Source organism: Bradyrhizobium sp. (genome assembly GCF_030697065.1).
Lineage (GTDB): Bacteria > Pseudomonadota > Alphaproteobacteria > Rhizobiales > Xanthobacteraceae > Bradyrhizobium.
In genome coordinates, this window is the sequence record NZ_JAUYQU010000108.1 from 67,680 (window position 1) to 78,801 (window position 11,122).

Sequence of the window (11,122 nt, forward strand, 5' to 3'; positions counted from 1 at the left end):
ATGTCAATCGTGGGCGTAAGCGGCAAGACATCCTATATCGGGGCGCAGATCCTCAGTCTCAGAAGTCAGCTTGACGATCTGCAGACGCAGCTCGCCACCGGCAAGGTCTCCACGACCTACGCGGGGCAGGGCCCCGACCGGGCTTTCGCGCTCGGCTTGCGCGCGCAGATCGCCAACATCAACGCCTATGCCAACACCGCCACCAACGTCCAGACCCGCATCAATGTCGCGAACCTGTCGCTGCAGGGGCTGGCGAACGTCGGCAGCTCGGTCAAGAGCGCGTCGACTTCCTCCACCATCGTGCTCAACAACAACGGTCAGACCTCAGGCCAGATCACGGCGCAGGCCGCGTTCGCCAATGCCATTTCCATGCTCAACACCCAGTCCGGCGACCGCTATTTGTTTTCGGGACGTGCGACCGACACCCCCGCCACGGTGCCTGCCAACGACATGCTCTATGGCATCGGGAGCCAGGCCGGCCTGACCCAAATGATCGACGAACGCAGGCAGGCCGATCAGGGGCCGGGCCCCGCCCCAATGGGACGTGTCGCCGTCACGGCGCCGGCTCTGACGACCACCGTCACCAGCGTCGCCGAGGACGGTTCGGCGTTCGGCCTCAAGCTCTCCTCGGTGAGCTCGACGCTGACCGGCGCGACCATCGCTCAGCCGGCCGGCGCGCCGCCGGCAACGACGGTCGATCTCGGCGCCGTCAACCCGAACAGTGGCGAGAAGGTCAAGTTCAATTTCAAGCTTCCCGACGGCACCATCGAATCGATCGAGCTGACGGCGCTGACCACCACAACCACGCCGCCCGCGGCGGGCACATTCCAGATTGGCGTCGATACCGATGCAACCACGGTAAACTTACAGGCCGCGCTGACCGCGTCGATACAGAAGCTGGCCGACACCTCGCTGGTCGCCGCATCCGCGATCCAGGCGTCGGATAATTTCTTCAATTCGTCGGCAACGATCTCAGGCAGCGCGGTCAACAACAAGGATACGGTCCCGGCGGCGATCACTGGCGCAACGCTGTTATCCGGCGCGGCGCCCACGGATTCGCTAGCCACCGATTTCGCCGCCGGCGACACCATCACCGTCAACGGCACCCAGATCGCATTTGTTGCGTCAGGGGCGACCGGAAACCAGCTCAACGTCACCGACAGCGTTCAGGCGTTGTTGAAGAAGATCGATTCGATCACGGGTACCACCAGTGCATCGACAGTCAATGGCGGCGTGATCACCCTGCATGGCGGCAATGCGACAGACCTGACGCTCACGAGCTCGAACACCGCTGCGTTCGCCGCGCTTGGCTTCAGCGCCACGGAAACCGCGCGCCCGGCACCGTTGCGGGTCGGCGGCCCGCCGTTCAATACGGCGACGACCCTGGTGGCCGGAACGGCCGCCAACACCGTGATCTGGTACACCGGCGAAGTCGGTTCCGATTCAGCTCGGGGCACCGCGGTTGCGCGCGTCGACCAGTCGATCACCGTTCAGTATGGCGCGCGCGCCGACGAGCAGGCGTTCCGGCATCTGCTGAAGAACGTGGCAGCCTACGCGGCGGTCACGACCGATGCCGCCAATCCAAACGCCAGTTCGCAGAGCACCGCGCTCAGTCAGCGCATCGGATCCAACCTCGCGCCGCAGACCGGCTATCAATCGTTGCAGGATATCCAGGCGGAGTTCGCCGGAGCGCAACACGCGGTCAAGTCGACAACGGACCGGCAGACCGAGCTCAAGGGGATGGCGCAGGCCATGCTTGACTCGATCGAGGGTATATCACCCGAAGAGGTGGCCACCAAGATTCTGGCGCTGCAGACCTCCTTGCAGGCCTCGTATCAAACCACCGCGACTCTCTACCAGACCAGTCTGCTGAACTATCTTTGATCGGCCTTCAGCGCCGAAACGCGAAAGGCCTCCTGTCGGAGGCCTTTTTCCTTGGTGAGCAGCTTCGCGGCGTTACGCCGATTGTTGCTCGGCTTCGCCGCCGGCACCGGACGCCTGCAGGCTTCTGGCGGCCTGCGTCAGCGTTTCCTCATGGCCGATCAGCTTCTTCGATTCCTTGAGCGCGTGGTACAAATCGCCATTCAGGATGTGATTGTTGATTCCTTCGATGAATGGCCAGGCGCCCGGCATCGCGCTGAGAACGTCCCGCACCAGACTGAAATAGGTCGGGTGATGGGCCATCGGGTCCGGCGACAGATACATCAGCTGTACGGCGAGATAGATCAGTTTGGCCGGCGTATCCGCGGTCTCAGGCGTCAGGATATCTTTCTCGCGCAGGATCGGAATCTTGTCGCCGTCGATCAGGAGGCGAGCACGCTGATCGGTGTTGGTGACCACGCACGCGCCGATGATGATCCGCTCGTGCGGCTTGAGTTCGACTTTTAGGGCCATGCACGTTCTCCGTTGCCGCCTCTCGCGCAAACGATCGTTTGCCGCGAATTCAAATGGGTGTCGGCCTCGATTGGCGCCAGGTACGCGTCGGTGGTGTTGTGGCCCCTGCGACCGCGATCCTTTCCGAATATGGTTAACGAGTGGTGAACGGAAAATTTTGCTATTTTGGTGCGGCGCGCAGGATGTGCCGGCTTATCAGTACTATTGCGGAGCAAGTTGGCGGAAACTCAGCCGTTTCGTGCTGCCTTCGTGGTTGTTTTTGCCGTCGACGATTCATTTTTTCTTAGAAGCTTGGTTCCAAGGTGAACCGTCGCCCGATCAGAAAAGATTGGAGCGCTTTCGCAATCTCGTTTCACACCAGAAAGGTATGAACACATGTCCGGCATTGTTCTTTCGGCCTCGGTTCGCCAGAACCTCCTCTCCTTGCAGTCGACCGCTGAGTTGCTCGCCACCACGCAGAGCCGCCTTTCGACCGGCAAGAAAGTGAATACCGCACTCGACAATCCCACCAACTTCTTCACGGCTGCCTCGCTCGACAACCGAGCCAGCGACATCAGCAATCTCCTCGACGGTATCGGTAACGGCGTGCAGGTTCTGCAGGCTGCCAACACAGGCATTACCTCGCTGCAGAAGCTGGTCGATAGCGCCAAGTCGGTCGCCAACCAGGCGCTCCAGGCCGCCGTGGGCTATTCGGCGAAGTCAAGCGTGAGCAGCGCGGCAATTGCTGGCGCGACGGTCGACAACCTGCTCGGCGGCTCCGCCAGCAACGCGGTTGTCGCCGGCACCAGCGCGCTTGCGACCATCGACCTGACCGGCACTGCGGCGACCAATGCTGTTTCGACCGGCACCAGCGCGCTTGCGACCATCGACCTGACCGGCACGCCGGCGACCAATGCTGCTGTCACCGGCAGCGTCGACCTGACGGCCGGTCTCGCCGACGGTGGTTCGGATATCACCTTCGACATCAACGGTGAGACGGTTACCCTGACCACGGGTACGGGAACCGGCGGCGGCGGCAATTTCTCGCTCTCCGATATTGTGAGCGCGATCAACGGCACGGCCAACGTCGGCGTGACTGCCAGCGACGATGGCGCGGGTCACCTGGTTCTGACCAGCACCGGCACCGCAGGTGCGGCGGATGCCATCGTTACGTCTGGTACCGCAGCGGCTGGTCTCGGCATTGCCGATGCTACCGTCAATGGCAGCGCGGCCGTTCCGCTCGCCGATGTCACGTTCCAGATCAACAGCCAGACCGTCACCCTGGCTGGTGGCAGCTCGTATACGGCAAACCAGATCCGGGACGCGATCAACACCCAGGTTGGAACCAGCGCCAGCGTCGCCGCCACGATCGACGGCACGGGTAACCTCGTTCTGACCAGCACGGGCACCGCCGGTGCGGCGGATGCCATCGTCACGTCTGGTACCGCAGCGGCAGGTCTCGGCGTTGCCGATGCCACCGTCAATGGCAGCGCGGCCGCTCCGCTCGCCGATCTCACGTTCCAGATCAACAGCCAGACCGTCACGCTGGCTGGTGGCAGCTCGTATACGGCGAACCAGATCCGGGACGCGATCAACACCCAGGTTGGAACCAGCGCCAGCGTCGCCGCCACGATCGACGGCTCGGGTAACCTCGTTCTGACCAGCACGGGCACCGCCGGTGCGTCGGACGCAGTCACGGTCGGCACCTTCAGCTCGGGCACCGCCACTCAGCTCGGTTTCGCGGGCGCAACCGCGACCGGCAACGGCAGCGACAGCTCGGGCGGCCTTGCCGGCCTGACGCTGAATATCGCCGCGACCGGGAGCGGTACCGCGACCGCGATCACCTTTGGCACCGGTACCGGTCAGGTGAGGTCGCTGAACGATCTGAACAGCGCCCTCGCGGGCAACAACCTGCAGGCGACGCTCTCGTCGACTGGCGTTCTGTCCATCACGACCACGAACGATGCTGCTTCCGCCACGATCGGTGCGATTACGGGCACCGCCGCCGGTGTGGGTCAGCCCTTCAACGGCCTGACCGCCGCCGCGCCTGTTAGGGATGCGGCTGCGCAGCTGGTTCGTTCGAACCTCGTCGCCCAGTACAACAACATCCTCGATCAAATCACCACCACGTCGCAGGATGCTTCGTTCAACGGCGTCAACCTGCTCAATGGCGATCAGCTCAAGCTGACCTTCAACGAGAAGGGAACCTCGACCCTGAATATCCAGGGTGTACAGTTCAACGCGACCGGTCTCAGCCTCTCCAAGTTGGCGGCTGGCACCGATTTCCTGGACAATGCGTCGGCTTTCTCAGCCATCAGGTCGCTCGACGCCGCCAGCAGCACTCTGCGGACGCAGGCCTCTGCCTTGGGTTCGAACCTGTCGATCGTGCAGATCCGTCAGGACTTCTCGAAGAACCTGATCAACGTGCTGCAGACCGGCTCGTCCAACCTGACGCTGGCCGACACCAACGAGGAAGCGGCGAACAGCCAGGCGCTGTCCACCCGCCAGTCGATCGCGGTGTCCGCACTGGCGCTGGCCAACCAGTCGCAGCAGAGCGTGCTGCAGCTGCTGCGCTAAGTCCGGCGCCGAGTACGAAAATCAAGGCGGCGGGGGCAACCCCGCCGCTTTTTCATTGGCCGGATGCCGGCCGGTCTTTTGCCCGGTTCCCGACGCATTTGGTAACGCGCGATAACCATATTTAAAGGGCCGGCTTGTATGAAAGTTGGGCAGTCACAAAGCTCCCCGCGGTCCTGCGAACCGCTTCCATCGAGGTCATGAATGTCCAATGCAGCCCAGGCGTATGCGCGTACCTCCCAGACCACGTCATCTCCCCGCGAAATCGAGGCGCAGGCGCTGCTGAAGGCTGCACGGCAACTTCGCGACGTTCAGGACAACTGGACCGGTCCCGACAAGAATCTGTACGATGCGCTGCTGTTCAATCGCCGGCTGTGGTCGATTTTCATGAGTTCGGTAACGAACCAGGAGAATCCGCAGCCCGTGGATGTCAGGCAGAACATCGCCAACATCGGCGTGTTCGTGATGAACCAGACCGTGGAAATGCAGTTGAACCCGGATCCGGCCAAGCTGAAATCGCTGATCGACATCAATTGCAATCTCGCGGCAGGCCTGTCAGGCCGCGGCTGATGGGAACGGAGCGGTAAATGGCTGACGTTTTCGCCATCCTGTCGGCGAACTACAAGTCCGTGGGAGCCACCGTTCCGTCGAAGACGCCGTATGTCCCGGTCGATGCCAAGCTCTACCAGGGCGAATGGACCGGGAAATACGCCGACAACAAGACGTTCAAGATCTCGGTCTCGAACGTCACCGGCTTTCGCGCCAAGGTGCAGTACCAGAGCGCCGGCACCAACAAATACGCCGATGTTCTGATCAAGGACAACGCGTTCCGGATCGGCGATACGAAGTTCAAGCTGACCAAGATCGGGACGGCGGAAATCAAGAACGTCATCACCGATCCCTCGACCGGCCAGACGTTGCTCGATACGGCCTACGCGAAACTGTCGACGTCCCGCTAGAACGAGCCGCTCTGGCTCGCCTCAAGCCGGTCCGACTCAGGCCTTGCTCAGGCCTTGCGGTCGGTGGCGAGCATCCGCGTCGGCGCGTCCTTGCTCATGTCGAGGCTGTTGAAATAGGCACGGCGGCGCAGAATCGCCTCCTCGGGAAATTGCCGCACCACGAGGCTCGTTTTCTCGTCGACCACCTGGTAGACGATCGACGCCGCAGCCCGGTCAATCACCACCTGATGCGATACCGAGGGGGCCAGGAATCCGGTATCGACCCGCGCACGCGCGCTGGCGTCCACTACCGTGACGCTCTTCGGCGGCGGCAGTTCGGTCGCGACCGCGCGATTGGCCGCTTCACTCACCGGTGGCGCGACCGCTGCGGCAACCGGTGCCCCCACCGGTTTGATGTTGAAATCCATACTCATGGCAGCCTCCTGGCGTGCTTCGAGTCAAATCCCAACCCCTCGTCGGACGCAACTATGTCGGAGACCTCTCAACACCGAGTTAGAGAACGCAATGAACGCCGCGCTGAAATCAACGCGGCACTTTGATGAAAATTGCGCGCAAGTTCGGGCCGCTCAGAGCGAGCGGCTGACCGCCAGCGGCGTGATGTTGGCCCGTCCGGGCTGTGCGCGCTGTCCGGCCGCGGTGTAGGTGTTGGGGATGTTGCGGCGCTGGATCTCCGTATTGACGCCGCGCACAATGCCTTCCGACACCGCATGCGCGGTTGCCAGCACCGTGAGGTTGACCTGCAGCATGGCGCGAAAGGTGTCGTGATGACGTTGCAGCGAAGTCAGGAGTTCGGGCGCGCTTTGCTTGAGATATTTCTGGCTGGCTTTCAAATACGCGACCGCGACGCTGTAGCGGCGCGACATCTCCGACTTCTGCGTCTCCAGCATCATCGCCTCGCGCACCTTGCCGGCGCGCACCAGTTCGGTTTCGCGCTCGATGATTCCGAGCAGCTTGCTCATCGCGTCCATCAGATTTTCGGCGATCTTGCGTGCTTCAGCGGGCGTCGAGGCGACTGGAATCGGTGCGGGCGCCTGCGGACGTGGAGGTTGCTGGTTCATGTCGGATCCCCTGATTAGCCGGCGCGGTTGGCTTGCTGCAGAATCAGCGTGCGATAGACCTCGGTGGAAATGCCGACGCCGCCGGCTTTGGCGAAGTTCTTCGAATACTGGTCCGTCAGCATCGAGCGCCACACCCCGGTGCTCTGGGTGTCGCCGAACGGACCTTCGCCCTTGAGGCCGCTGGTCATCTGCGAGAACATCGAATTCAGGAACATCGCCTCGAAATCCTCCGACGAGGCCCTGGCCTTGGCTTGCGCCTGCGGCGAGACCCTGGTCAGGGCCTCGGCGAGCTGGAAGTCGGGGCGGCCGTGGCGCATCGGCGGCGCATGGTTGGCGGCCGTGCTGCCGATGGTCGAATTGATCGCGCTGGCTGCCATCACATCACCTCGATGTCGGCCTGGATAGCGCCGGCGGCCTTGATCGCCTGCAGGATGCTGATCAGGTCGCGCGGGCCGATGCCGAGGCCGTTGAGGCCGTCGACCAGCTGCTGCAGCGACACGCCGTCCTTGACCAGTGCGAATTTCTTGCCGTCCTCGGTGACTTTGACGCTGGAGTTCGGCGTCACCACGGTTCGCCCGCGCGCCAGCGGGTTGGGCTGGCTGACCTGCGGGCTTTCGGAAATCGAGACGGTGAGGTTGCCCTGCGCCACCGCGACGGTGGCGACACGGACGTCGCGGCCCATCACGATGATGCCGGAGCGCTCGTCGATCACGATCTTGGCGGCGAGATCCGGCTCGACCTGCAACTGCTCGATCTCGGTCAGGAAGGCGACGACGTTGCCCTTGAATTCGGGCGGGATGCTCATCTGCACCGTGGAAGGGTCGATCGGCTCCGCGGTCTTGGCGCCGAGAAAGTCGTTGACCGCAGCGGCAATGCGCTTGGCGGTGGTGAAATCGGCGTTGCGCAGCGCCAGCCGCACATTGGGCAGGCGGTTGAGCGCGAATTCGATCTCGCGCTCGATGATGGCGCCGTTGGCGATGCGTCCCACGGTCGGGACGCCGCGGACCACGCTGGCGGCGGCGCCTTCGGCGGCAAAGCCGGCCACCGCGACCGAGCCCTGCGCCACCGCATAGACGTTGCCGTCGGCGCCGAGCAGGGGGGTGACGAGCAGGGTGCCGCCCTGCAGGTTCTTGGAATCGCCGAGCGCGGAGACGGTGACGTCCATCCTGGTGCCCTGGGTGCCGAACGCCGGCAGGTTGCCGGTCACCATCACGGCGGCGACGTTGCCGGTGCGGATGGTGGCGCCGCGGATGTTGACGCCCATGCGCTCGAGCATCGCCTGCAGCGACTGCTTGGTGAAGGGAATGTTGTTCAGGGTGTCGCCGGTGCCGTTTAGGCCGACCACGAGGCCGTAGCCGATCAGCTGGTTCTGCCGCACGCCCTCGATATTGGCGAGATCCTTGATCCGGGAAGCCGCGGCGGCCGGGATCGACGACAGAGCCAGCGCTAGCAGCGCGGCGCAGGCCATCTGAAACGCTCTTGCCGAATGGACGCCTGGCATCCTCTGCTCCCCACGAGGTTCTCTCATCCGGATCCGCGCATCACTCCCATGACGGCGATCCGGCAACGCCTATGCGAGCGCTGTGCCATCCGGTCTCTAGCCGTAACTTGTTGATTTATATTGAGAAAATACTTGGAGGAATGACATCGGCTAGGCATGGCGGCGGCGAAACTGCCGCTTCCCGGCAAATTCTGCCGGGTGATTCACGTTTCGTTAACCATAGCGGGGCGATGCTGCCGGCTACACCGCGAGAGCAAATCATGCGCATCTACGGACCGAACGGCACCACCATCGGGACGACCGGCGTCGTCAAGCGAACCTCGTCGACCGGTTTTTCCCTGCCGGATGCGGCCATGGCCGCCGAGACCCGCTCCTCCGCCCCGCCCAAGGCGGCCGGCAACATCGATGCACTGCTCGCGCTGCAGGGTGTCGAGGATCCCACCGAGCGTCGCAAACGTTCGGTGCAGCGCGGTAAAGGCGCGCTCGACGTGCTGGATGACCTCAAACTCGGGCTGTTGTCGGGCAATTTCGACGCTTCCACGGTCAACCGGCTGCGCGCTGCCGCGGCCAACCTGAAATCCTCCTCCGGCGATCCCGGGCTCGACGCGGTCCTGTCCGAGATCGAATTGCGGGTCGAGGTCGAACTGGCCAAAGCCGGGCAGTTCTGACGGGCCGGGAGTTTTTCACAGGTTCCTGCGGGAAAGGCACTGTGAAATCCCCGCGAAACCCTTGCGAAACCCCTGCGAAACCCTTGGGCCGGCAGGCTTTCCCGGTTCGGGCGATATTGTCTGTCACAACACGCCGCTATATAAGGCGCGCGCGGACGGACCGTTTCCGCCCGCCTTGCACGTGAAGTTGGGCTGGCCGTGGAAAAGTTGAAGAACTATCGACCGACCGAAAAAGAGCCTTTCATGAACGACCGCCAGCGCGAATATTTTCGCGGCAAGCTGCTGGCATGGAAGGACGAGATCCTGCGGGAATCCCGCATCACGCTGCAGACGCTGCAGGAGGAGAACGTCAACCACCCCGACCTTGCCGACCGGGCTTCGTCGGAAACCGACCGCGCCATCGAACTGCGCGCCCGCGACCGCCAGCGCAAGCTGATCTCCAAGATCGACGCCGCGCTGCAGCGCATCGAGGAAAACACCTACGGCTATTGCGAGGAGACCGGCGAGCCGATCGCGCTGAAGCGGCTCGAAGCCCGCCCGATCGCGACCCTGTCGGTGGAAGCCCAGGAACGTCACGAGAAACGCGAGAAAGTCTATCGCGACGAGTAGAATGTGGCCGCCGCGTGCGGTCATTTTGTTGAGTCGAATCGAAAGCCGCCGCCGATGGACAATATTCTCGCGGCCGCCCGGATCATCGCCGCCGCCCGCCGCAGCCGCGCGCCGCTGAATTCGCTCGGCGTCGACCTCGCGCCGCGGGACGAGGCCGACGGCTACCGGATCCAGCGCGCCGTGCATGACCTGCTGCTGCCGCATGCCGGCGCCATCGTCGGCTACAAGATCGGCTGTACCAGCGCGGTGATGCAGCAATATCTCGGCATTCCGCATCCCTGCGGCGGTGGCGTTTTCGAAAAAGGCGTTCACGACAGCGGTGCGCGGCTTGCGGCCGCCGATTTCATCCGGGTCGGCGTCGAATGCGAGATCGCCGTCAAGCTCGCGCGCGACATGCCGCCGTCGGAAGCGCCGTTCACGGCGGAGTGGGTAGCCGAGGCGATCGAGGCCTATTACCCCGCGATCGAGATCGTCGACGACCGTTACGTCAAATGGGAGACGATGGGCGCGCCGACATTGGTGGCGGACGATTTCTTCGCCGCCGGCTGCGTGCTCGGCGATCCGGTATCGCGCACCGCGGCGCCCGATCTGCTTGCGGTGACCGGCCGCGCCGCCATCAACGGCGAGGAAGCCGGGCAGGGCACCGGCGCCGACGTGCTCGGCCATCCCCACAACGCGCTGGCCTGGCTCGCCAACCATCTCGCCGCCGAAGGCAAAGGCCTGCATGCCGGGCAGCTCGTCCTGACCGGCAGCCTGGTCAAGACGGTGTGGCTGAAGGCCGGCGACAGCGTGACAATGGAATTGTCGGGACTGGGGAATGTGAGCGTGGCCTTCACGTGAGCAATCCGTGTGTTCCCGACAATGACGTTCAGACATGACTTCACGATCTCGCGGCGCGTATCGCCCGAGGTTTGCCGGAAATTTCCCGCCCTCTCCAATCAGAGGGCGCGGGGAATTCCGGGCGCCCGATGCGCCCGATAGCCACGTGTGCTATGGGGTAGTGGTAGATGCACACGTGTTGTCAGGTCACACCGGAATCACCCGGCACTCCCCGCGCGCTGGATTTTGCTTATACGTGGTCTCCCCGGTGATCGGCTTTCTTGCCACCGTCACTTGCGGGTCTCACCGCAAGCTTGACACCAGCACCGAGGTGTCAGGACCGCACGATTTCGCATCCGTTTCAGGCGCCCTGGTCAGGAGCGCCATCCGCGTCCACCGCATCCCCGTCCCGCACTGGTGACCTTTGCGCAAGGCCCCTCGGAGTGGGACGGGATGGCGAGACATATAGCCTGATTGTTGATTCCGATAAACAGAATTATTTTTGCGCGAGGGGCTTGACACGAATTCTGTAAATCGGAACTGATTTGCCCGACGGGTAGC

At 63.4% G+C, this 11,122-nt stretch carries 12 protein-coding genes; 7 read left to right on the top strand and 5 right to left on the bottom strand.

Annotated features, from left to right (window positions below):
• Nucleotides 1-1,884, top strand: coding sequence for a flagellar protein (locus Q8R73_RS08620; protein WP_305719120.1), 1,884 nt, complete (start codon nt 1-3; stop codon nt 1,882-1,884).
• 72 nt (nt 1,885-1,956) lie between these two features.
• Here Q8R73_RS08620 and flbT read toward each other — a convergent pair whose 3' ends face one another.
• Complete coding sequence (flbT, locus tag Q8R73_RS08625; RefSeq protein WP_305719121.1) at nt 1,957-2,394, bottom strand: flagellar biosynthesis repressor FlbT; 438 nt, start codon at nt 2,392-2,394, stop codon at nt 1,957-1,959.
• A gap of 375 nt (nt 2,395-2,769) precedes the next feature.
• Between flbT and Q8R73_RS08630 the strand changes: the two genes are divergently transcribed.
• The 3 genes from Q8R73_RS08630 to Q8R73_RS08640 all read left to right on the top strand — a co-directional run bounded on the left by Q8R73_RS08630 (nt 2,770) and on the right by Q8R73_RS08640 (nt 5,906).
• Complete coding sequence (locus tag Q8R73_RS08630; RefSeq protein ID WP_305719122.1) at nt 2,770-4,950, top strand: flagellin; 2,181 nt, start codon at nt 2,770-2,772, stop codon at nt 4,948-4,950.
• A 201-nt stretch (nt 4,951-5,151) separates the two neighbouring features.
• On the top strand, nt 5,152-5,517 hold the full coding sequence (gene flaF / locus Q8R73_RS08635; RefSeq protein WP_305719123.1) for a flagellar biosynthesis regulator FlaF: 366 nt from the start codon (nt 5,152-5,154) through the stop codon (nt 5,515-5,517).
• 17 nt (nt 5,518-5,534) lie between these two features.
• Nucleotides 5,535-5,906 (top strand): hypothetical protein, encoded by a 372-nt coding sequence (locus Q8R73_RS08640; RefSeq protein ID WP_305719124.1) that lies wholly within the window; start codon nt 5,535-5,537, stop codon nt 5,904-5,906.
• A gap of 47 nt (nt 5,907-5,953) precedes the next feature.
• Here the strand turns inward: Q8R73_RS08640 and Q8R73_RS08645 are convergent, their stop codons facing one another.
• From Q8R73_RS08645 to Q8R73_RS08660, 4 genes are all read right to left on the bottom strand, one after another.
• Complete coding sequence (locus tag Q8R73_RS08645; protein WP_305719125.1) at nt 5,954-6,319, bottom strand: hypothetical protein; 366 nt, start codon at nt 6,317-6,319, stop codon at nt 5,954-5,956.
• Between the two features lie 153 nt (nt 6,320-6,472).
• Nucleotides 6,473-6,964: a hypothetical protein gene (locus Q8R73_RS08650; protein ID WP_305719126.1), complete on the bottom strand. Its 492-nt coding sequence runs from the start codon at nt 6,962-6,964 to the stop codon at nt 6,473-6,475.
• A 14-nt stretch (nt 6,965-6,978) separates the two neighbouring features.
• The gene (flgJ, locus tag Q8R73_RS08655; RefSeq protein WP_305719127.1) at nt 6,979-7,341 is read right to left on the bottom strand and encodes a flagellar assembly peptidoglycan hydrolase FlgJ; all 363 of its coding nucleotides are present in this window, start codon (nt 7,339-7,341) and stop codon (nt 6,979-6,981) included.
• On the bottom strand, nt 7,341-8,465 hold the full coding sequence (locus Q8R73_RS08660) for a flagellar basal body P-ring protein FlgI (RefSeq protein ID WP_305719128.1): 1,125 nt from the start codon (nt 8,463-8,465) through the stop codon (nt 7,341-7,343). The genes flgJ and Q8R73_RS08660 overlap by 1 nt, the downstream gene beginning before the upstream one ends.
• Before the next feature lie 260 nt (nt 8,466-8,725).
• On the opposite strand from Q8R73_RS08660, the gene Q8R73_RS08665 reads away from it, so the two are divergent.
• From Q8R73_RS08665 to Q8R73_RS08675, 3 genes are all read left to right on the top strand, one after another.
• Complete coding sequence (locus Q8R73_RS08665) at nt 8,726-9,133, top strand: flagellar assembly protein FliX (RefSeq protein WP_305719129.1); 408 nt, start codon at nt 8,726-8,728, stop codon at nt 9,131-9,133.
• Nucleotides 9,134-9,331: 198 nt separating this feature from the next.
• Nucleotides 9,332-9,742, top strand: coding sequence for an RNA polymerase-binding protein DksA (gene dksA, locus Q8R73_RS08670; protein WP_305719130.1), 411 nt, complete (start codon nt 9,332-9,334; stop codon nt 9,740-9,742).
• Nucleotides 9,743-9,796: 54 nt separating this feature from the next.
• Nucleotides 9,797-10,582 carry a 2-keto-4-pentenoate hydratase gene (locus tag Q8R73_RS08675; RefSeq protein ID WP_305719131.1) on the top strand — a complete coding sequence of 262 codons (786 nt, stop codon included), beginning with the start codon at nt 9,797-9,799 and terminating at the stop codon, nt 10,580-10,582.
• Nucleotides 10,583-11,122: the final 540 nt, after the last annotated feature.

Excerpts from the sequence above, each read along its gene's own strand:
- Q8R73_RS08660 (WP_305719128.1), bottom strand. The coding sequence starts at position 8,465 with ATGCCAGGCGTCCATTCGGCAAGAGCGTTTCAGATGGCCTGCGCCGCG.
- flbT (WP_305719121.1), bottom strand. The coding sequence starts at position 2,394 with ATGGCCCTAAAAGTCGAACTCAAGCCGCACGAGCGGATCATCATCGGC.
- flaF (WP_305719123.1), top strand. The coding sequence starts at position 5,152 with ATGTCCAATGCAGCCCAGGCGTATGCGCGTACCTCCCAGACCACGTCA.
- Q8R73_RS08630 (WP_305719122.1), top strand. The coding sequence starts at position 2,770 with ATGTCCGGCATTGTTCTTTCGGCCTCGGTTCGCCAGAACCTCCTCTCC.
- flgJ (WP_305719127.1), bottom strand. The coding sequence starts at position 7,341 with ATGGCAGCCAGCGCGATCAATTCGACCATCGGCAGCACGGCCGCCAAC.
- Q8R73_RS08640 (WP_305719124.1), top strand. The coding sequence starts at position 5,535 with ATGGCTGACGTTTTCGCCATCCTGTCGGCGAACTACAAGTCCGTGGGA.
- Q8R73_RS08645 (WP_305719125.1), bottom strand. The coding sequence starts at position 6,319 with ATGAGTATGGATTTCAACATCAAACCGGTGGGGGCACCGGTTGCCGCA.
- Q8R73_RS08650 (WP_305719126.1), bottom strand. The coding sequence starts at position 6,964 with ATGAACCAGCAACCTCCACGTCCGCAGGCGCCCGCACCGATTCCAGTC.
- Q8R73_RS08620 (WP_305719120.1), top strand. The coding sequence starts at position 1 with ATGTCAATCGTGGGCGTAAGCGGCAAGACATCCTATATCGGGGCGCAG.
- Q8R73_RS08665 (WP_305719129.1), top strand. The coding sequence starts at position 8,726 with ATGCGCATCTACGGACCGAACGGCACCACCATCGGGACGACCGGCGTC.
- Q8R73_RS08675 (WP_305719131.1), top strand. The coding sequence starts at position 9,797 with ATGGACAATATTCTCGCGGCCGCCCGGATCATCGCCGCCGCCCGCCGC.